Source organism: Aeromonas sp. 19NY04SH05-1, from assembly GCF_040581895.1.
In the GTDB taxonomy this organism is placed as follows: Bacteria; Pseudomonadota; Gammaproteobacteria; order Enterobacterales; family Aeromonadaceae; genus Aeromonas; species Aeromonas enteropelogenes.
In genome coordinates, this window is record NZ_CP095328.1 from 2,648,736 (window position 1) to 2,668,972 (window position 20,237).

15 protein-coding genes, 1 other RNA gene and 2 pseudogenes are annotated in these 20,237 nt (G+C 60.5%); 17 read left to right on the plus strand and 1 reads right to left on the minus strand.

Features of this window, described 5'->3' with window-relative positions; genetic code table 11:
• Positions 1 to 11: 11 nt before the first annotated feature.
• Entirely contained in the window at positions 12 to 1,976 is a 1,965-nt protein-coding gene (locus tag MRK42_RS12130) for a GGDEF domain-containing protein (protein ID WP_354688268.1), read from the plus strand.
• A 419-nt stretch (positions 1,977 to 2,395) separates the two neighbouring features.
• Here MRK42_RS12130 and MRK42_RS12135 read toward each other — a convergent pair.
• Positions 2,396 to 3,428: pseudogene (locus MRK42_RS12135) on the minus strand (IS630-like element ISAhy2 family transposase).
• A gap of 287 nt (positions 3,429 to 3,715) precedes the next feature.
• Here MRK42_RS12135 and MRK42_RS12140 point away from each other — a divergent pair.
• The 16 genes and pseudogenes from MRK42_RS12140 to nuoL all read left to right on the plus strand — a co-directional run bounded on the left by MRK42_RS12140 (position 3,716) and on the right by nuoL (position 20,198).
• Positions 3,716 to 3,818, plus strand: a pseudogene (locus MRK42_RS12140).
• A 215-nt stretch (positions 3,819 to 4,033) separates the two neighbouring features.
• Positions 4,034 to 4,162, plus strand: a non-coding RNA gene (locus MRK42_RS12145) — RtT sRNA.
• A 741-nt stretch (positions 4,163 to 4,903) separates the two neighbouring features.
• Entirely contained in the window at positions 4,904 to 6,124 is a 1,221-nt protein-coding gene (locus MRK42_RS12150) for a DUF1254 domain-containing protein (RefSeq protein WP_197460141.1), read from the plus strand.
• Between the two features lie 237 nt (positions 6,125 to 6,361).
• On the plus strand, positions 6,362 to 7,120 hold the full coding sequence (locus MRK42_RS12155; RefSeq protein ID WP_338610140.1) for a flagellar motor protein: 759 nt from the start codon (positions 6,362 to 6,364) through the stop codon (positions 7,118 to 7,120).
• Positions 7,095 to 7,973, plus strand: a complete 879-nt coding sequence (locus tag MRK42_RS12160; protein WP_338610142.1) for a flagellar motor protein MotB — start codon at positions 7,095 to 7,097, stop codon at positions 7,971 to 7,973. The genes MRK42_RS12155 and MRK42_RS12160 overlap by 26 nt, the downstream gene beginning before the upstream one ends.
• 318 nt (positions 7,974 to 8,291) lie before the next feature.
• Positions 8,292 to 8,696, plus strand: a complete 405-nt coding sequence (locus tag MRK42_RS12165; RefSeq protein ID WP_338610144.1) for an NADH-quinone oxidoreductase subunit A — start codon at positions 8,292 to 8,294, stop codon at positions 8,694 to 8,696.
• A gap of 29 nt (positions 8,697 to 8,725) precedes the next feature.
• On the plus strand, positions 8,726 to 9,400 hold the full coding sequence (locus MRK42_RS12170) for an NADH-quinone oxidoreductase subunit B (protein WP_026457426.1): 675 nt from the start codon (positions 8,726 to 8,728) through the stop codon (positions 9,398 to 9,400).
• A gap of 38 nt (positions 9,401 to 9,438) precedes the next feature.
• Positions 9,439 to 11,208, plus strand: a complete 1,770-nt coding sequence (gene nuoC, locus MRK42_RS12175) for an NADH-quinone oxidoreductase subunit C/D (protein WP_338612478.1) — start codon at positions 9,439 to 9,441, stop codon at positions 11,206 to 11,208.
• A gap of 75 nt (positions 11,209 to 11,283) precedes the next feature.
• Complete coding sequence (gene nuoE, locus MRK42_RS12180) at positions 11,284 to 11,826, plus strand: NADH-quinone oxidoreductase subunit NuoE (protein ID WP_338610147.1); 543 nt, start codon at positions 11,284 to 11,286, stop codon at positions 11,824 to 11,826.
• Positions 11,823 to 13,208, plus strand: coding sequence for an NADH-quinone oxidoreductase subunit NuoF (gene nuoF / locus MRK42_RS12185; RefSeq protein WP_338610149.1), 1,386 nt, complete (start codon positions 11,823 to 11,825; stop codon positions 13,206 to 13,208). Before nuoE ends, nuoF begins: the two co-directional genes overlap by 4 nt.
• Positions 13,209 to 13,249: 41 nt before the next feature.
• A complete protein-coding gene (gene nuoG / locus MRK42_RS12190) occupies positions 13,250 to 15,979 on the plus strand; it encodes an NADH-quinone oxidoreductase subunit NuoG (protein WP_338610151.1) in 2,730 nt (909 codons plus the stop codon).
• On the plus strand, positions 15,976 to 16,944 hold the full coding sequence (gene nuoH / locus MRK42_RS12195) for an NADH-quinone oxidoreductase subunit NuoH (protein ID WP_338610153.1): 969 nt from the start codon (positions 15,976 to 15,978) through the stop codon (positions 16,942 to 16,944). Before nuoG ends, nuoH begins: the two co-directional genes overlap by 4 nt.
• Before the next feature lie 9 nt (positions 16,945 to 16,953).
• Entirely contained in the window at positions 16,954 to 17,496 is a 543-nt protein-coding gene (gene nuoI, locus MRK42_RS12200; protein ID WP_026458087.1) for an NADH-quinone oxidoreductase subunit NuoI, read from the plus strand.
• A 10-nt stretch (positions 17,497 to 17,506) separates the two neighbouring features.
• Positions 17,507 to 18,049, plus strand: coding sequence for an NADH-quinone oxidoreductase subunit J (gene nuoJ / locus MRK42_RS12205; RefSeq protein WP_338610156.1), 543 nt, complete (start codon positions 17,507 to 17,509; stop codon positions 18,047 to 18,049).
• Positions 18,046 to 18,354, plus strand: coding sequence for an NADH-quinone oxidoreductase subunit NuoK (gene nuoK, locus MRK42_RS12210; protein ID WP_026458085.1), 309 nt, complete (start codon positions 18,046 to 18,048; stop codon positions 18,352 to 18,354). The genes nuoJ and nuoK overlap by 4 nt, the downstream gene beginning before the upstream one ends.
• Complete coding sequence (gene nuoL, locus MRK42_RS12215) at positions 18,351 to 20,198, plus strand: NADH-quinone oxidoreductase subunit L (protein ID WP_338610159.1); 1,848 nt, start codon at positions 18,351 to 18,353, stop codon at positions 20,196 to 20,198. The genes nuoK and nuoL overlap by 4 nt, the downstream gene beginning before the upstream one ends.
• The last annotated feature ends 39 nt before the right edge of the window (positions 20,199 to 20,237 follow it).

Genomic DNA, 20,237 nt, shown 5'->3' on the forward strand with positions numbered 1-20,237 from the left:
AGGCATAGCGAATGATCCCCTCTGGCAAACCAAGCCGACTGTCGCCGAGGCTAATCCCTCTTGTGGTTTTTTTGATCGGCCTGTGCTCCACCGTAGTGCTTTACCAACTCATCGTCGAGTCCGTCGATCAACGACAACATCTCTACTTCGACTTCCGCGCCCGGGAGGCTGCTGAGCGCATCGAGAACCGCATGGCCACCTACCAGCAGGTCCTGCGGGGCACGGCCGGGTTCTTTGATGTGCATGATGATGTCGGACGTGAAGATTTCCGAAGGTATTTCGATCGCCAGGCTCTGGACCAGTACCTGCCTGGCATCCAAGGCGTGGGCTTCGCCAGGGCCATCCGGCCTGCCGATCTGCAAACCCACATCGATCAGGTCCGCGCCGAAGGCTTTCCCTCTTACACGGTGCAACCAGCAGGCCAACGAGACCTGTATTCCTCGATCGTGTATCTGGAGCCGTTTTCGGGACGCAACCTGCGTGCCTTCGGCTTCGACATGTATTCAGAACCCGTGCGGCGCGAGGCCATGCAGCGCTCGGTAGATACGGGTGCCATCGCGCTTTCGGGGCGTGTGCGTCTCCAGCAGGAAACGGGGGTTCAGGATCAGTCGGGGTTCCTGATCTACCAGGCGATCTACGCTACTGACCAGCCAGCGGCAACCGTAGCAGAGCGCCGGGAACAACTGCGCGGCTGGGTCTATGCACCGTTTCGCATGACAGACTTCCTGCAGGGTTTCCTCGGAGAGCAGGAGCGTGACCTGATCATCGACATCTTCGACGGCGAAGAGATGGTTGAAGCGACACAAACTCACTTTGGCAGTTCAGGGCGTACCGATATCCGTCCAGGGTTTGAATCGGTGCATCGGCTGCGCATGATGGGACAAACCTGGACCGTTCGCGTGCATGGCAGCACGAGCCTTCTGCAACGGGTGGACAGAGGGCTACCGATCGTGATCGCGGTAACCGGTGTCTTGCTCAGTGCCATGCTGGCTGGGCTGATGTTTTTGCTGGTGTCGGGTCGGTCCCGGGCAGAAGCGGCGGCCCGCGCGATGACAGAAGACCTGTCTCTGGAGAGGTCTCGATTGAGCGCCATTCTTGAAGGCTCCCGGGTCGGCACCTGGGAGTGGAATGTCCAGAGCGGTGAAACCGTCTTCAATGAGGAATGGGCGAGGATCGTTGGATACAAGCTCCAAGAGCTTGAGCCGATCTCCATCGTCACCTGGGTAAAGCTCACGCATCCGGAAGATCTGCAAAAGTCAGAACAGCTGCTCAAGCAGCACTTTGCGGGGGAGTTACCGTTCTACGAGTGTGAGGCCAGAATGCGCCACAAGGATGGGCACTGGATCTGGGTGCTGGACCGCGGGAAGGTGGGGAAATGGGATCGGGATGGCAAGCCTCTCATCATGTACGGTACCCATCAGGACATCAGCCGGTCCAGACAGGAGCTGGATACCTATCACCATCGAGCGCATCATGACGTATTGACCGATCTACCCAACCGGGTCTTACTCGGTGACCGCATACAGCAGGCGCTTGCATTGGCAGAGCGCGAGAACACGCATCTGGCTGTGCTGTTCATGGATCTGGATGGGTTCAAGTCGGTCAACGACACCCATGGCCACGAAGCGGGGGATGTAGTGCTAAAGACCGTGGCCCGCCGTCTCCTGTGTTGCATCCGTGCCTCCGACACGCTCGCCAGGGTGGGAGGCGATGAGTACGTGGCCTTGCTGCAACACGTCAGCGACGAACAGGAGGCGCTCAAAAAGGCCAGCCTGTTCATCTCGGAGGTCCGCCGACCAATCCCCTTGCCTGCGGGTGGCGAAGCACGAATTTCCATTAGTGTCGGTATCGCGCTCTACCCTCAGCATGGAACGACCATCGAGGTGCTCAGCGAGCATGCCGATCAGGCGATGTATCAGGTCAAGAAAGGCTCCAAGAATGGAGCCTTGGTGCATCAGGATAGCGGCTCGGTGTAGCTCTGCGTTCCCGTAGCGTTTAAACGCACCCTGTTCGACAACTCCAGATCTTGTGTTGCCGGCGACAGCGTCCACGCATGAAGTTGGTCCATCACGACCGATCAGGCATTGACCGCCGATTGCTTCGAGCAACTGGCCCCACAGATGACCGCCAAGGGCTGGAAAGGGAAGCCGCAGAATTCGGGAAGAATCGTACGCTAAGCCGACTTGGCTTAAGTGCGTTTCCTGTTCCACTGCTCCCTATTCGGGATTTGGGGAGCAATGGAACCAAAACCCAACGTAGGCCCGCCGCGAACGTCCAGTTGAAGTACGCCCTAACTAGGCGTCAGGCCGGAACCTTGGGCCGCGTCAGGATAGGGCCGATTCCAGCATTTTCTGACGCCTCGCCGGCAACCTCTAAATAACTGATCCCAATAGTGCTACACCTTCGCTGTGCCATAGCCATTCCCCGGGAAAGGAGACACGGTATCCATGAAGTGTTTCACTCGGGCCAGCAGGTTTGCCATCCCTCTGCATTGATGATTGCGCGTGATGGTTTCATGTAACTTGTGCCATAGCCGTTCTATGTGATTAACCCAAGGGCTGTAAACTGGCTGGAACACCAGGCAGAACTTGGGATTCTTCTTCAACCATCGCTCGGTCTGTTTGCTTTTGTGAATGATGTAGTTATCGAGGATCAACGTGATGGTTTTGGCTCGTCGGTAGTGGTGGCGCAGCTTTTCCAGCATGGCAATAAACAGCGATGAGTTTTTCTTGATCCCGCTGACGTAAAGTACCCTTCCGTTGCCTGCGTGGAGAACGCCTGCCAGATAATGCTTGGCATTCTGCCCCGGTGTGACAACCCGCTTTTGCTGCGCTCTGAACATCCAGTCGGCTCCTAATTTGGGATTGAGGTCTATATCGACTTCATCCTCATAAAACACCGGATTATCGGCATCACAGCGGGCCAGCGCGGCGTCGATATTCGCCATTTTTTCCTGATAGGCTGGGTCTTTTATCCGCAAGGTCGGCACGGTGCGTGCGCCAGACAATGCCCATACGAGGTAACCATCGGCGGAGCGTGGAGGCTGCCACATTGAGCCCTGTTAATCGATTGATTTTTATAGCCAATAGTTCAGTACACCAACGGCTGCGCTGATAACCAAAATCTTGCGGAGAAAACTGCATGAGCAGCACCAGTAAGGTGACAATCTTGGCGATAGGTAAGACTGGGGCACGGCCAGCCGGTAAGGCTTCTAGCGCATCTATGCCTTCATCTCGATACCACCGAAGCCAACGACCGATGGTCGAGCGCGCAGCGCCGGTAAGGTGATGAACATCGGTGATCGTGCGTCCTTCATGTAACAGCAAGATGGCCATCAAGCGACGAGCATGTCCTTTATCACGGGTGGCATGGATGATTTTGTGAATGCGGCGCCGTTGTGGTCGTGGCAGAGGTGGTAGGATAGGCATCAACTCAGTCCTTTGGGTGTGGCTTGTTTTGTTTAGCGACTAATCAGATCGCACAAACTGGACTGAGTTCCCTTCCTCCGGTGATCTACTATTCGGAACAGCTATTTAGAGCTTATCTGACCCCATACAAGACAGATTTTTGTGTTAAGCAGTTTCTCCAAGTGCCTTTGCATCGGTCAGATAGGAGCTACAACGCAGTCAATTGCCACAACCTATGTGGTTGACATTTAATTAATTTCCTATATAAAAGTACGATAAGTCTCATAGCAATTACCTGAGACAATTATGTAGCTTTTATTTCGGTAAAAAATGCGTAAGCTATTGAAATTGAAGGTTATATTTGTGCTGTGATGTACGAGAATGAGGGTTCGAATCCCTCCCTCACCGCCAAATAAAGCAAAAGGCCCCGTCGCAAGACGGGGCCTTTTGCTTTATCCGATGATGGGCGGCTTGGTTCGAACCCTGTTCGACAGGCGGGCAGGATAGCCCGCCTGGACGGTCAGAGGCCGCCCGCAGGGCGTGCGCCAGGGATGGCGTGAGTCAATCCCGACCCAGTGCCAAATTTGAAAGGGTCTACCTACGGGGGGCCCTTTTTCGTATCTCCCCCTAACTTTCGAGAGGGAAGGTGAGAACCCTCGTCGGGTTCGAGCAGAGCAGCGAGTTGCGATGAACGGCCGCAGGCCGCCCCGAAGGGGTGAGCCACGCAGTGGCGAATCATCACTCCCTCACCCCGGCAGCCATACTCCAGCCACAGCCTTGCCGTCCAAGGCTCCGGTGTCACACAACTCCGATGATCGCAAAACCCACCGATATATAAGTGTTATTGGCTCAAAAGAGGTTGATGATAATTAAACTGGGCGCAGAAATGTTGCAAACCATAAAATGGCCACAACAAGGCTATAAAAACAGGCTTTATTCAGGGTGTCGACTCGAATTTAAATAAAATAAACCGTCTTACTCCATAGCCTGACAACATTAATAAGCTCTATTAGATCGTCAGGAAATGCTTGGGTTTTATTGCCACCCAGAAAATAATTATCACCCTCCTCCCCATTTGATTGTATCTACATCCCACGCAGCAGTTGATCAGCCAGTCTGGTAAAGCATGCCTATGCCGGTGTTCCAGCGCGGCTGACTCCTCCAACCAGCAACTATGAGCATTTCAGGTGTTTGATTGTGTGCCCCGGCATGATAACGCCGAGCACCTTCTCGGGCGGCCTCCCCTGATGACAGGAACAGATGATGACTAATTTATCATTTGCCTGTGATGGTTGAATTTCACGCATGGACGCCCAAGCATAATCATGCAATGCTGTTTGCGTGAGATGGTTTGCTTCATGTCACATGGGATAAATCAGCATTCTTGATGGCTGAGTTTTTACAACACGGAGAGCATCATGATTAGAAAAACAGTTTTGGCTGTTTCGTTGTGTGCGATGACTGCATTGCCGGCCTACGCAAAAATAAGTGACGAGATGGCGAAGGATGCCTTTATTTATGCCTACTCAATGGACGAGGCATACAAGTTTTTTTATGAAACCGCAGTAAAAACCGATACTCCCCTCAATCGATTCCAGAATATTCGTCACATCGCAGACGACACCTATACCTCTCACCCGACTATCAACAACGACACCCTGCATCTGCAAGGGTGGCTGGATGTCAGTGCCGAGCCGGTGATCGTCAGCGTGCCCGACATGGACAAGGGCCGTTACTGGATCCTGCACACCATGGACATGGGCCACTACACCACTTCCATGATCGGCTCCCGTCTGCGCGGAGAGAAAGGCGGTCGCTTCATGTTTGCCTCCAACACTTGGCAGGGGGAAGTGCCCGCCAGCGTGACCGAGGTCATTCGCGTCAACTCCAACCTGATCAAACTGATGGGTCGCATCATGGCGACCGGCAAGGAAGACGAGAAGGTAGCGCTCGGCTACATGGATCAGTGGAACATCCGCACCCTCTCCCAATACCTGGGCGTGCCGGGCCCCAAACCCAAGGTGCATCAATGGCCTGATCCGGCCAAGACCGACTGGCTGCAGCGGGTCAACTTCGTCCTGTGCGAAGGGGACATGGGCATGGCCGACAAACAGTGGCTGGATCAGTACAAGGCCATAGGACTGGCTCCTTGCAAACAGGATTTCACCAAGGAGCAGACGGCGGCGGCCAAGACGGGTGAGCAACTCGGCATGGCTTACCTGGCCGAGCTGGCGCCCAAGATGACCAACGCCGGCGAGCTGCTGGGCACTCGCGCCGAGTTGCAAAATGGCAAGCGTGACCTGTTTGCCGAAGGCACCTATCTCGGCCAGTGGGGGCTGCCGCCGGAAGAGTCCGTCTACCTGCAATCGGTAAAAGGGTCGGACGGCCAGAACATCAATGGCGCCAACGGCAAAAAATACCGCATGCGTTTCAAGGCGCCGGACGTGAGCCAGTTCTGGTCCTTCACCGTCTACGCCACCGACAACAAGCTGATGGCGCACAATGCCATCAACCGTCACAGCCGTGGCGACCGGACCCTCAAACCCGATGCCGATGGCATGTACACCATAGAGTTGAGCGCCAAGGGGGATGCCAACAATCCCAACTGGCTGCCCATCCCGGAGAAAGACGCCTACATCATCATGAGGATGTACGGCCCGAGCAAGGACGTGCGTGAAGGGAAATACCCCTTCCCCGCACTGGAAGTGGTCAAGTAACCGGTGATCAGGATGGCCGCACAAGGGGCGCTCGCGCCTTGTGCGGCTTCTTTGTTTCTCCCCTTTTTCTCTCCTTGGCGTTGCGCCCCTTGTATCACATCCGGGCTCGTTTTTTTCCTCCCTTCATTGCCCCCGCCATCGTCGCCCATTTATTGTTCATCGATTGGATATCATTTTGAAAAACTGACACTTAAGTAGCTACACTAGCCACTATCACCATTCATGGACGGGTAACAGATGAGTTTGATCGGCTTGGTACTGGCATTGATCGCCATCCTTGGCGGCAACATGATCGAAGGAGGTCACCCCAGTGCGCTGCTCGACCTGCCAGCGTTTCTCATCGTCATCGGCGGTACCATTGGCGCCGCATTGACGCAATTCCCCTTCTCGGTCATTGGCAGCACGATGAAACGCTTCAAATGGCTGCTCTCTCCTCTCAAGCTCGATCTGCATGAGCAGGCCCAGTTGCTGGAGAACCTAGCCGGCAATGCCAGACGCAGCGGCATGCTGGCCCTCGAGGGGATGCTCGACGAGATCAAGGATCCCTTCCTGAAAAAAGGGGTACAGATGATGGTGGACGGTTATGAGAAGACCAAGATCCATGAGGTGCTGGAAAACGAGATCGAGTTCGAACAGGAAGATCTCGAACAGACCGTCAAATTTTATGAAGCCATGGGCGGCTATTGTCCGACCATGGGGATCGTCGGCGCGGTATTTGGCCTTATTCACGCCATGGGCCTGTTGGACGCCCCGGATAAGTTGGGAGGCGCCATCGCGGTGGCCTTTATCGCCACCATCTACGGGGTATCCGCCGCCAACCTGATTTTCCTGCCCTTCGGCAACCGCTACAAGGCGTTCGCCCATCAGATCCGCCACTACAAGGAGATGACCCTGACCGGCATCCTCTGCATCGTGGACGGCGAATCGCAAGCGCGTCTGCAAGTAACCCTCGAACCCTATCTGGGAGCACATGGTGGCGAAAAAGAAAAAGGCTGAAGCACCGGAGAACCACGAACGCTGGCTGGTCTCCTATGCCGACTTCATGACCCTGCTGTTTGCCCTGTTCGTGGTGCTCTACTCCTTCGCCATGGCCAAGCAGTCGGAAACCCGGGTGCTGATCCAGGGCTTTATCGAGTCATTGGGCAAGATAGGTCTCATCTCGCCGCCGGCCGGCTCCCCCGTGATGCAGGGAGGAACCGGGATCCTGGAGCCCGACGCGAAGACGGCCCCCGGCGAACCGCAAAAAGAGACGATCCTGGATAAAGAGACCCCTGCGGCAGCCGCCAACCCTATCAATGAGACCATTGGTGCCTCGGAACAACCGAGCCCTACCAACGACTGGCCCCACAAAGCCAGGGAGCAGGAGTGGGTTAAGGCAACCAAACAGAAACTGGAGCAGCAGCTCAAGTCACAGATCGAATCCAAGGATCTGGAAATTGAGCAGCTCGGCAGCCAGCTGGTGATCCGCATCGGCGAGAAGGCGCTGTTTCCCTCAGATTCTGCCTTCCTGCAGCCCCAGTTTATTCCTTTGGTCCACAAGATTGGCACCATCCTTACCGGTATCCCGGGGCGGGTGGTAGTAACGGGGCACACCGACAACTCCCAAGCGCCGGTGGAGCTCTATCGCAACAACTGGGAACTGTCGGTGCTGCGGGCAGCCGCCATCGTCCAGACCCTGATCGGCAACCCTAAACTGGACGCCAGACGCATCGTCGCCCAAGGAGTGGCGGACACCCAGCCACGCTATCCCAATGACACCCCTGCCCACCGCCAGGCGAACCGCAGGGTCGAGATCACCCTCTCCCAAGGTAAGGCAGCAGAAGAGTCCCTTCCTCTGCTAAAACCCTGATAAATACACAGGCATCAACCGCGTCACTTTCCTGAATGCCGCTCGAGCCTTCCAGTCCTCCATATCGCCCCTTGTTAACTTCAACAACAACTCCCTCACAATTTAAAACACTCATCGATGCTGGGTGGCGCACGCCCTGTCTCGCCATTTTCATTTGCTACCTTTTCATCAAAAAATTGAAGTTCGTAACAAATTTTAACATCCAACCAGTCGATTAATAATTAAGCGGCAAAAATGACATGTAAATCAGTATGGAAATGTCATACTACGTAACACCAATGTTAAGTAGCATGAATAGTTTGGTTAGGGAAAACCTCTATGTTTGCCGATATTGCTGTCCAACACTGGGCTTTTGCCATTTATGTCGTTGCTGCCATCTGCCTCTGTCTGGGAATGATCGGCCTTGCCGCCGTACTGGGGGGGCGCGCCTACGGCCGCACCAAGAACAAACCCTTCGAATCCGGTGTCGACTCGGTCGGCAGTGCCCGCCTGCGTTTTTCCGCCAAGTTCTATCTGGTCGCCATGTTCTTCGTCATCTTCGATGTCGAGGCGCTCTATCTGTTTGCCTGGTCGGTGTCGGTGCGCGAAACCGGCTGGGTCGGCTTCATCGAGGCCACCATTTTCATCGTTTTGCTGCTCATCGGCCTGGTCTACCTCTGGCGCATCGGTGCGCTGGACTGGTCGCCGCGCAAGGCGGCACTAAACGACAAGAAAACTGACTGAATCACAGATCCTTTCCTTGAGGTTGCACCATGAAGTACACCCTGACCCGGATAGATCCGGATGCGCCCATCGAGCGCTATCCCCAGGAGCAGCGCCAGACCGTCGATGACCCGCTGGCACAAGAGGCGACGCGCGGCATCATGATGGGGCGTCTCGAGGAGGTGCTGCAAGACACGGTCAACTGGGGCCGCAAGAACTCCCTGTGGCCCTACAACTTCGGCATCTCCTGCTGCTACGTGGAGATGTGTACTGCCTTCACCTCCCCCCACGACGTCGCCCGCTTCGGCGCCGAAGTGATCCGGGCCTCTCCCCGTCAGGCCGATTTCATGGTGATAGCCGGCACCCCCTTCATCAAGATGGCGCCGGTCATTCAGCGTCTCTACGAGCAGCTGCTCGAGCCCAAGTGGGTCATCTCCATGGGGGCCTGTGCCAACTCGGGTGGCATGTACGACATCTACTCCGTGGTGCAGGGGGTCGACAAATTCCTGCCGGTCGACGTCTACATTCCGGGCTGCCCACCCCGCCCCGAGGCCTTCCTGCAGGCCCTGATGCTGCTGCAGGAGTCCATCGGCAAGGAGCGCCGGCCGCTCTCCTGGGTAGTGGGCGATCAGGGGATCTACCGCCCCCAGATGCAGGCCGAAAAAGAGCGCAAGCGTGGCGAGCGGATCAATGTGACCAACCTGCGCACGCCGGATGAGATCTGACCATGAAATTGACCCGAGAGTTTCCAAGCAACTACACCATGGCCCAGTGGCAGCCAAGCGATCATCAGGATGCCAGGGTGATAAGCGAACTGTTCGCCCACTTTGGCGCTGACCATTTCACGCTGCAAACCACCCGCACCGGCGTGCCCGTGGTCTGGCTCGCCCGTGAGCTCTTGCTCGACGTGATGGGCTTCTTGCGCGCCCTTCCCTCCCCGTTCGTGATGCTGTTTGACTTGAGCGCTACCGACGAGCGGATGCGCAGCCACCGGGAAGGGCTGCCCCAGAGCGACTTCACCGTCTTCTATCACCTCATCTCCATCGAGCGAAACAGCGATCTGATGCTGAAGGTGGCGCTGCTGGAGAGCGATCTGACCCTGCCCACCATCACCGGCCAGTTCCCCAACGCCAACTGGTACGAGCGGGAGGTGTGGGATCTGCTGGGGATCACCTTCGACGGTCACCCCCACCTGACCCGGATCATGATGCCCAAGAGCTGGCAGGGACACCCCCTGCGCAAGGACTACCCGGCGCGGGCCACTGAATTTGATCCCTTCATGCTCGATGCCGCCAAGCAGGACATGGAGCAGGAAAACCTGCTGTTCAAGCCCGAGGAGTGGGGCCTGGCCCGTGGCAACGAGAACGAGGACTACATGTTCTTGAACCTCGGCCCGAACCACCCCTCCGCCCACGGCGCGTTTCGCCTGGTGTTGCAGCTCGATGGCGAGGAGATCCGCAACTGCGTGCCCGACATCGGCTATCACCACCGCGGCGCCGAGAAGATGGGGGAGCGCCAGTCCTGGCACAGCTACATCCCCTACACCGACCGGGTTGAGTACCTGGGGGGCGTGATGAACAACCTCCCCTACGTGCTGGCGGTCGAGAAGCTCGCCGGCATCAAGGTGCCGCAACGGGTCGACATGATCCGGGTGATGATGGCGGAGCTGTTTCGCATCCAGAGCCACCTGCTGTTCCTTGGCACCTATATCCAGGACGTGGGGGCCATGACCCCGGTCTTCTTCACCTTCACCGACCGCCAGCGCATCTACACCATCATCGAGGCCATCACGGGCGCGCGCATGCACCCGGCCTGGTTTCGCATCGGCGGCGTGGCTCACGATCTGCCCCAAGGGTGGCAGCGTCTCATTCAGGACAACCTGCTGAGCTGGCTGCCCAAGCGACTGATGGAGTATGAGAAGGCGGCGATGCGCAACAGCATACTGCGCGGGCGCACCATAGGGGTCGCCGCCTACACCACCGAACAGGCGCTCGCCTGGGGTACCACGGGAGCTGGCCTGCGGGCCACCGGCCTCAACTTTGACGTGCGCAAATGGCGCCCCTATTCCGGCTACGATCAGTTCGATTTCGAGGTGCCGGTGGGCAGCAATGGCGATGCCTACGACCGCGCCACCGTGCGCATCGAGGAGATCCGCCAGAGCATGTCGATCATCGAGCAGTGCATGAAGAACATGCCGGAAGGGCCCTTCAAGGCGGATCACCCGCTCACCACGCCGCCCCCCAAGGAACGCACCCTGCAGCACATCGAGACCCTGATCACCCACTTCCTGCAAGTGTCGTGGGGCCCTGTCATGCCGGCGGCCGAGTCGCTGCAGATGATCGAGGCGACCAAGGGGATCAACAGCTACTACCTGACCAGCGATGGCTCCACCATGAGCTACCGGACCCGGATCCGCACCCCGAGCTTTGCCCACCTGCAACAGATCCCCTCGGTGATCAAGGGCAGCATGGTATCGGATCTCATCGTCTACCTGGGCAGCATCGATTTCGTTATGTCGGATGTGGACCGTTGAGTCATGTCGCCCCCTTCGCGAAGGGGGCGGCAGACGAGACGCGCAGTAAAGGGACAAGCCACCAAAGGTCAAGTCATGAGCCAGCAATGTCAGTGTCATCATAATCAGACCCCACAGGGGCAAGGGGCATGCAACAGCAACCGGGACGATTTCGTCCTGAGCCAGGCTGAACGCGATGCCATCGAACACGAGAAGCACCACTACGAAGATCCCCGCGCCGCCAGCATAGAGGCACTCAAGATAGTGCAGCAGGCCCGCGGCTGGGTCCCCGACGGCGCCATTCACGCCATCGCCGCCGAGCTTGGCATTCCCGCCAGCGACGTGGAGGGGGTCGCCACCTTCTATAGCCAGATCTTCCGGCAGCCGGTGGGACGCCACATCATCCGGGTCTGCGACAGCATGGTCTGCTACATCAACGGGCACGAACAGTTGCTGGCCGGCCTCAAGGAGGTGATGAACCTCTCCCCCGGCCAGACCAGCGCCGATGGCCGCTTCACCCTGCTGCCGGTCTGCTGCCTTGGCAACTGCGACAAGGGGCCGGCGCTGATGATCGATGACGACACCTATGGCGGGCTCGATCCCGTCAGCCTGCTCAAGACCCTGGAGGCTTACCCATGAGCCTTGATCAGCGCAAGACCCTCGCCTCCTTCGGCACTGCCAACCGCACCCCTCGCGCTCCCGAGACCCACCCGCTCACCTGGCGCCTGCGCGACGATGGCCAGCCGGTGTGGCTGGACGAATACCAGGCCAAACAGGGCTATGAGGCCGCCCGCAAGGCTCTCGGCCAGATGAGCCCTGATGAAATCGTCAGCACCGTCAAGGAGGCCGGCCTCAAGGGGCGCGGCGGCGCAGGCTTTCCCACCGGGGTGAAGTGGGGCCTGATGCCCAAGGACGAGAGCATGAACATCCGTTACCTGCTCTGCAACGCCGACGAGATGGAACCCAACACCTGGAAAGACAGGCTGCTGATGGAGCAGCTGCCCCATCTGCTCATCGAGGGGATGATCATCTCGGCCCGGGCGCTCAAGGCCTACCGCGGCTACATCTTCCTGCGCGGCGAGTATGTGGATGCCGCCATCCATCTGCGCCGCGCCGTCGAGGAAGCCAGGGCCGCGGGGCTACTTGGCAAGAACATCTTGGGCTCGGGCTTTGATTTCGAGCTGTTTGTCCACACCGGCGCCGGCCGCTACATCTGCGGCGAGGAGACGGCCCTTATCAACTCCCTGGAAGGGCGGCGCGCCAACCCGCGCGCCAAACCCCCCTTCCCCGCCGTCTCCGGCGTCTGGGGCAAGCCCACCTGCGTCAACAACGTCGAGACCCTGTGCAACGTGCCGGCCATCATAGGCAACGGCGTGCCCTGGTATCAGGGGCTGGCCCTGCCGGGTTCGGAAGATCACGGCACCAAGCTGATGGGCTTCTCCGGCAAGGTGAACAACCCGGGGGTCTGGGAGCTGCCCTTCGGCATCACCGCCCGCGAGCTGTTCGAGGAGTACGCAGGCGGCATGCAGAGCGGCTATCGCCTCAAGGCCTGGCAGCCGGGCGGCGCCGGCACCGGCTTTCTGCTGCCCGAGCACCTGGATGCCCAGATGTACACCGCCGGCATCGGCAAGGTGGGTACCCGGATGGGCACCGGGCTCGCCATGGCGGTGGATGACAGCATCAACATGGTGAGTTTGCTGCGCAACATGGAGGAGTTTTTCGCCCGCGAATCCTGCGGCTGGTGCACTCCCTGCCGCGACGGCCTGCCCTGGAGCGTCAAGCTGTTGCGGGCACTGGAGCGCGGCGAAGGGCAATCCGGCGATCTGGCGACCCTGGAGCAGCTGTGCAACTTCCTCGGCCCCGGCAAGACCTTCTGTGCCCACGCCCCCGGCGCCGTCGAGCCGCTGGCCAGCGCCATCAAGTATTTCCGCCCCGAATTCGAGGCCGGGATCAAGGGCCACGGCGACAATCGCAAGCCGCTCAAAGGGATCCAGCCCAACCTCCTGGGCGAGCGCTGGTAAGCGCACCACAGATTTCACCAAACAGGTTTCAGGGAAGAGGTATGGCAACCATTCATGTTGACGGAAAAGAGTACGAGGTAGACGGGGCGGACAACCTGCTGCAAGCCTGCCTGTCGCTGGGTCTCGACGTCCCCTATTTTTGCTGGCACCCGGCGCTTGGCAGCGTCGGCGCCTGTCGCCAGTGTGCGGTCAAGCAGTACCAGAATAGCGATGACAAGCGCGGCCGCCTGGTCATGTCCTGCATGACCCCGGCGAGCGATGGCAGCTACATCGCCATTGAAGATGAAGAGGCAAAAGAGTTTCGCAAGAGCGTGGTGGAGTGGCTGATGACCAACCACCCCCACGACTGCCCGGTGTGCGAAGAGGGGGGCGCCTGTCACCTGCAGGACATGACGGTGATGACGGGCCACAACAGCCGGCGTTACCGCTTCACCAAGCGCACCCACCAGAACCAGGATCTGGGCCCCTTCGTGGCCCACGAGATGAACCGCTGCATCGCCTGCTACCGCTGCGTGCGCTACTACAAGGACTACGCCGGCGGCGAGGATCTCGGCGTCTACGGCGCCCACGACAACGTCTACTTCGGGCGGGTTGAGGATGGCACCCTGGAGAGCGAGTTTTCCGGCAACCTGGTGGAGGTGTGCCCCACCGGGGTGTTCACCGACAAGACCCACTCCGAGCGCTACAACCGCAAGTGGGACATGCAGTTTGCCCCGAGCGTCTGCCAGCAGTGTGCGGTCGGCTGCAACATCAGCCCGGGGGAGCGCTACGGCGAGCTGCGTCGCATCGAAAACCGTTTCCACGGCGCCCTCAACCACTACTTTCTCTGCGACCGTGGCCGCTTCGGCTATGGCTACGTCAATCTGAGCGATCGGCCGCGCCAACCCTTGCTGCAAGAGGGGAGCGACAAGCTCGCCATCACGGTGGATGGCGCCCTCAACCGCGCCGCCGATGCCCTGCGCACCGCAAGCGGCGTCATCGGCATCGGCTCCCCTCGCGCGTCGCTGGAGAGCAACTTCGCTCTGCGCGAACTAGTGGGGGCCGAGAATTTCTACAGTGGCGTCGAACAGGCGGAGTGGGCCTGCCAGCTGAAGATGCTGCACATATTGCAGCACGGCGGTATTCGCACCCCGAGCCTGCGTGACATGGAAGAGGCCGACGCCATCCTGGTGCTCGGCGAGGATGTCACCCAGACTGCCGCCCGCATCGCTCTGGCCCTGCGCCAAGCGGTCAAGGGCAAGGCCCGCGAACTGGCTCGCAAGATGAAAGTCGATCTGTGGCAGGTGGCCGCGGTGCAGACCCTGGGCCAGAACGAGCGCTATCCGCTGCTCATCACCAGTCTCGACACCACCCGTCTCGACGACGTGGCCGCAGAGACCTGGCACGGGGCGCCGGCCGATCAGGCGCGCCTCGGCTTTGCCATCGCCAACCTGCTTGACGGCTCGGCCCCCGCCCCCGCCGATCTCGCCCCCGAGCAACAGGTGCACGCGGCTCGCTGGGCCGAGCTGCTGGGCAGCGCCAAACGGCCGCTTGTTATCGCAGGCTCCGGCGCCCGCTCGCAAGCCTTGATTGAGGCGGCCAGCAATATCGCCCGCGCCCTCAAGGGTCGCGGTCAGGCGGTGGAGCTTGCCCTGGTGGCGCAGGAGGCCAACTCCCTCGGGCTCGCCATGATGGCCGATGCCGGCAAGCCGCTGGAAGCCGCCCTTGAGCGTATCGAGCGCGAAGATCAGCTGGCGCTGGTGACCCTGGAGAACGATCTCTATCGCCGTGCCCCCCGCAGCCGGGTCGACGGGGCGCTCAAGCGCCTCCAGCACTTGCTGGTGGTGGATCACCAGCTCACCCCGACTGCTCAGCAGGCGGATCTGGTGCTGCCCGCCGCCAGCTTTGCCGAGGCCGATGGCACTTTGGTGAACATGGAGGGGCGCGCCCAGCGCTTCTTCCAGGTCTATGCCCCCGCCTTCTACGACGCCGATATCCAGGTGCGCGAAGGGTGGCGCTGGCTGGCGGCCCTGCAAGGGGCGATCAAACGCCAGCCGCTGCGCTGGCAGACCCATGAGCAGATAAGCCAGGCCTGCGCCGCCGCCAATCCACTGCTGACCACCATGCTGGAAGCGGCCCCCAACGCCGGCCTGCGCATTCGCGGCATGCGTCTGGCCCGCGAGCCTCACCGCTACAGCGGTCGCACCTCCATGCTGGCGGATCAGAACGTGAGCGAGCCGCGGGTGGCGCAGGATCCCGACTCCCCCTTCAACTTCTCCATGGAAGGGTACGCAGGTGCGCGTCAACCCCTGCCCCAGGTGCCCTTCGCCTGGGCGCCGGGCTGGAACTCGCCGTCCGCCTGGAACAAGTTTCAGGACGAGGTGGGCGGCCATCTGCGCGCCGGGGATCCCGGCCGTCGCCTGCTCGAACCGGATGAAGAAACCCTGGGCTGGTTCGAGGCCATCCCGGCCCCGTTCGCGGCACAATCTGCCCTGCAGGTGGTCAACTATGCCCAGCTGTTTGGCGGCGAGGAGCTTTCGGCCAGAAGTCCGGTCATCCAGGCCCGCATGGGCGAGCCCGAGCTGGTGCTCAATCCGGCCGATGCGACGCGCCTGGCCCTGCGCGCGGGCAGTCAGGTGGCCCTCTCCTGGGGCGGCAGCCACTGGCAATTGCGCCTTCGCCTGAGCGATCGGCTTGCTGCCGGCCTGGTGGGCTTGCCCCTTGGGGTGAACGGCCTGCCGACTGCCCTCGCCCAGGCCAGGCTCGATAATCTGCAGGAGGTGATCGCATGAGTGATTCCCTGATGGATCTGCTGCTGGAGGTAGGCAAGGCGCTGATCGTGCTGGTGGGGATCGTGGGGGCCGGCGCCTTCATGAGCTTCATCGAGCGCCGCCTGCTCGCCCTGTGGCAGGACAGATACGGTCCCAACCGGGTTGGCCCCTTCGGCCTGCTGCAGCTGGTGGCGGACATGGTGAAGATGTTCTTCAAGGAGGACTGGATCCCGCCCTTCGCCGATCGGCGGATCTTCATCCTGGCCCCCATCATCGCTTTCACCTCCTTCATCCTGGCGTTTGCGGTAGTGCCTATTACCCCCACCTGGGGCGTGGCGGATCTCAACGTGGGTCTGCTCTATATCCTCGCCATCGCGGGGCTGGCGGTCTATGCGGTGCTGTTCGCCGGCTGGTCGAGCAACAACAAATACTCCTTGCTCGGCAGCCTGCGTGCCTCGGCCCAGACCCTCTCCTACGAGGTGTTCCTCGGCCTCTCCTTGATGGGGATAGTGATCCAGAGCGGCAGCTTCAACCTGCGGGAGATCGTCGAAGCCCAGGCGGGCCTGTGGAACGTGGTGCCCCAGTTCCTGGGCTTTGTCACCTTCCTGTTCGCCGGGGTCGCCGTCACCCACCGCCATCCGTTCGATCAGCCGGAAGCGGAGCAGGAGCTCGCCGACGGCTATCACATCGAGTACGCGGGCATGAAGTGGGGGCTGTTCTTCGTGGGTGAGTACATCGGCATAGTGCTGGTCTCCGCCCTCATCGTGACCCTCTTCTTCGGTGGCTGGCATGGACCCTGGTTGCCCCCCTTCATCTGGTTTGCCCTGAAGACCGCCTGCTTCATGGTGCTCTTCATCCTGCTGCGGGCCTCCCTGCCCCGCCCGCGCTTTGACCAGGTGATGGCTTTTGGCTGGAAGGTGTGCCTGCCGCTGACCCTGATCAACATGCTGGTCACCGCAGCCGTGGTGCTGATGAATGTGCAGTGAGACACAAGTATGAAAATCGTGAGCATTATCCAGGGTGTCGGCACCCAGTTACGCAGTCTGGCCATGGTCTTCTCCCATGCCTGGCGGCCCCGTGAAACCCTGAACTACCCGGAGCAGGCGGTCTACGCCCCACCCCGCTATCGCGGCCGCATCGTGCTGACCCGCGATCCGGACGGCGACGAGCGCTGCGTGGCGTGCAACCTGTGCGCCGTGGCCTGCCCGGTCGGCTGCATCTCGCTGCAAAAATCCGAGCGGGAAGATGGCCGCTGGTATCCGGAGTTCTTTCGCATCAACTTCTCCCGCTGCATCTTCTGCGGCCTGTGCGAGGAGGCCTGCCCCACCACCGCCATTCAGCTGACGCCGGATTTCGAGATGGGGGAGTATCGCCGCCAGGATCTGGTGTACGAGAAGGAAGATCTGCTGATCAGCGGCCCCGGCAAATACCCGGACTACAACTTCTATCGCATGAGCGGGATGGCTATCGACGGCAAGCCGAAAGGGGATGCCGAGAACGAGGCCAAACCCATCGACGTCAAGAGCCTGCTGCCCTGAGGAGTCAATCATGGAACTGGCATTCTATGCCTCGGCCCTGGTGGCCATTTACAGCACGCTGCGGGTGATCAGCACCAGCAATCCCATGCACGCGCTGCTCAATCTCATCATTTCCCTCATCGCCGTGGCCATGATCTTCTTCTGTCTGGGCGCCGCCTTCGCCGGTGCCCTGCAGGTGATCGTCTACGCCGGCGCCATCATGGTGCTGTTCGTGTTCGTAGTGATGATGCTGAACCTGGGGTCGGCCCAGGCCCAGGAGAAGAAGTGGCTCACCCCCATGACTTGGGGCGGCCCGGCGCTGCTCTCCCTCATCCTGCTCGGCTTTCTGGCCTACGGCATCCTCGGGGTGACCGGCGGCCAGCTGGGCATCGGCGAGGTCACCGCGAAAGAGGTGGGTGTAGCCCTGTTCGGCCCTTATGTCCTGGCGGTGGAGCTCGCCTCCATCCTGCTGCTGGCGGGTCTGGTAACCGCCTATCACCTTGGGCGCGAGGACAAGAGCAGTGAAGTGCTCTCGGTGCCCCGCACCCAATCCCAGGAAGGAGGTCAGCAATGAACACCATCCCCATGGAGCATGGCTTGCTGCTGGCGGCAGTGCTCTTTTGCATCGGCCTGTGCGGCCTGCTGATCCGCCGCAACCTGCTCTACATCCTGATGAGCATCGAGATCATGATGAATGCCTCGGCGCTGGCGTTCGTGGTAGCCGGTAGCCGCTGGGTCCAGGCCGATGGCCAGATCATGTACATACTGGTGATTTCTCTGGCGGCAGCGGAGGCCAGTATCGGCCTCGCCCTGTTACTGCTGCTCTATCGTCGTTACCACACCCTCAACGTGGACACTGTGAGCGAGATGCGCGGATGAGCCTCTTATACCTGACCTTTCTGTTTCCGCTGCTGGGGTGGCTGGTGCTGGCCTTCTCCCTCGGTCGTTTTGGCGAGCGCACCTCGGCCCTGATCGGGGTAGGTTCCATTGGCCTGTCGGCCCTCACCACCCTCTGGGTGGCCATGGATTTTCTGGCCAATCCGCCCGCGGGGGGCGTCTACCTCCAGACGCTATGGCAGTGGATGGCGGTGGGCAACTTCACGCCGACATTCCGCCTGGCCCTCGATGGCCTGTCGCTCACCATGCTGGGGGTGGTGACCGGGGTGGGCTTTTTCATCCACCTGTTCGCCTCCTGGTACATGCGCGGGGAAGAGGGGTATTCGCGCTTCTTCACCTACACCAACCTCTTTATCGCCAGCATGCTGTTCCTGGTGCTGGCCGATGATCTGCTGTTTGTCTATCTGGGCTGGGAAGGGGTGGGGCTGTGCAGCTATCTGCTGATCGGCTTCTACTACCAGGATCGCAACAACGGGGCCGCCGCTCTCAAGGCGTTCGTGGTGACCCGGGTCGGTGACGTCTTCCTCGCCATCGGCCTCTTCCTCCTCTATCGGGAGATGGGCACCCTCAACATCCACGAGCTGCTGGTGCGCGCCCCCCTGATGTTTGCCGAAGGCTCCCCTGCTCTGTCACTGGCCTGCCTGATGCTGCTCGGTGGCGCCGTCGGCAAATCCGCCCAGCTGCCGCTGCAAACCTGGCTGGCGGACGCCATGGCGGGCCCGACTCCGGTCTCGGCGCTGATCCACGCGGCCACCATGGTGACCGCCGGTGTCTACCTCATCGCCCGCACCCACGGCCTGTTTCTGCTGGCCCCGGAGATCCTCCACCTGGTGGGCGTGGTCGGCGCCATTACCCTGGTGCTGGCCGGGTTCGCCGCGCTGGTGCAGACCGACATCAAGCGGATCCTGGCCTACTCCACCATGAGCCAGATTGGCTACATGTTCCTCGCCCTCGGGGTCGGTGCCTGGGAGGGGGCCATCTTCCACCTGATGACCCACGCCTTCTTCAAGGCGCTGTTGTTCCTCTCCGCCGGGGCCGTCATCGTGGCGTGCCATCACCAGCAGAACATCTTCAAGATGGGGGGGCTGAGAAAGAGCCTGCCGCTGGTCTATGCCTGCTTCCTGGTGGGGGGCTCGGCGCTCGCCGCGCTGCCGCTGGTCACCGCCGGTTTCTACAGCAAAGACGCCATCCTGTGGCAGGTGCAGGCATCCGGCCAGAACGCCCTGCTGTGGGCCGGTCTCGCGGGGGCCTTCCTTACCTCTCTTTATACTTTCCGCCTCATCTTTATCGCCTTTCACGGCAAGGCGAAGACCGAGGCCCATCCCGGCCATGGTCTGGCCCACCATCTGCCGCTGCTGGTGCTGCTGGTGCTCTCCACCGGCATCGGGGCGCTGATCACCCCGCCGCTGGCCGGAGTGCTGCCGGCCGGGCCCGGCGATGGCATCGAAGAGGGGCGCCATGCCCTAGAGATCCTCTCCGCCATCATCGCCGTCGCGGGAATTGCACTGGCGGCCTTCCTGTTCCTCGGCGAGCGCCGCCTGGCCAGCAGCATAGCCAACAGCGCACCGGGCCGCCTGCTCAGCACGCTCTGGTTCAACGCCTGGGGCTTTGACTGGCTTTACGACCAGCTGTGGGTCAAACCCTACCTGCTGGCGACCTGGCTACTGGCCCGCGATCCTCTGGATCGCCTGATGAACCTGCCGGCCTGGCTGGCCCTGCGTGGCAACCGGCTGCTCGCCTGGAGCGTCAACGGCAAGCTGCGCTGGTATGCGGCCTCCATGGTGATCGGCGCCGCCCTGGTGCTGGCCCTGTTGCTGCTGGGGTGAATCATGACCAAACCGATGCCCGTACAGCCAGCCTGCTTG

What these genes read in the sequence shown, in the direction of transcription:
- nuoE (WP_338610147.1), top strand. Translation starts at nt 11,284, where the DNA reads ATGAGCCAGCAATGTCAGTGTCATCATAATCAGACCCCACAGGGGCAA.
- nuoJ (WP_338610156.1), top strand. Translation starts at nt 17,507, where the DNA reads ATGGAACTGGCATTCTATGCCTCGGCCCTGGTGGCCATTTACAGCACG.
- nuoH (WP_338610153.1), top strand. Translation starts at nt 15,976, where the DNA reads ATGAGTGATTCCCTGATGGATCTGCTGCTGGAGGTAGGCAAGGCGCTG.
- MRK42_RS12155 (WP_338610140.1), top strand. Translation starts at nt 6,362, where the DNA reads ATGAGTTTGATCGGCTTGGTACTGGCATTGATCGCCATCCTTGGCGGC.
- nuoG (WP_338610151.1), top strand. Translation starts at nt 13,250, where the DNA reads ATGGCAACCATTCATGTTGACGGAAAAGAGTACGAGGTAGACGGGGCG.
- nuoF (WP_338610149.1), top strand. Translation starts at nt 11,823, where the DNA reads ATGAGCCTTGATCAGCGCAAGACCCTCGCCTCCTTCGGCACTGCCAAC.
- MRK42_RS12165 (WP_338610144.1), top strand. Translation starts at nt 8,292, where the DNA reads ATGTTTGCCGATATTGCTGTCCAACACTGGGCTTTTGCCATTTATGTC.
- MRK42_RS12170 (WP_026457426.1), top strand. Translation starts at nt 8,726, where the DNA reads ATGAAGTACACCCTGACCCGGATAGATCCGGATGCGCCCATCGAGCGC.
- MRK42_RS12130 (WP_354688268.1), top strand. Translation starts at nt 12, where the DNA reads ATGATCCCCTCTGGCAAACCAAGCCGACTGTCGCCGAGGCTAATCCCT.
- nuoL (WP_338610159.1), top strand. Translation starts at nt 18,351, where the DNA reads ATGAGCCTCTTATACCTGACCTTTCTGTTTCCGCTGCTGGGGTGGCTG.
- nuoI (WP_026458087.1), top strand. Translation starts at nt 16,954, where the DNA reads ATGAAAATCGTGAGCATTATCCAGGGTGTCGGCACCCAGTTACGCAGT.
- MRK42_RS12150 (WP_197460141.1), top strand. Translation starts at nt 4,904, where the DNA reads ATGGCGAAGGATGCCTTTATTTATGCCTACTCAATGGACGAGGCATAC.
- nuoC (WP_338612478.1), top strand. Translation starts at nt 9,439, where the DNA reads ATGGCCCAGTGGCAGCCAAGCGATCATCAGGATGCCAGGGTGATAAGC.
- nuoK (WP_026458085.1), top strand. Translation starts at nt 18,046, where the DNA reads ATGAACACCATCCCCATGGAGCATGGCTTGCTGCTGGCGGCAGTGCTC.
- MRK42_RS12160 (WP_338610142.1), top strand. Translation starts at nt 7,095, where the DNA reads ATGGTGGCGAAAAAGAAAAAGGCTGAAGCACCGGAGAACCACGAACGC.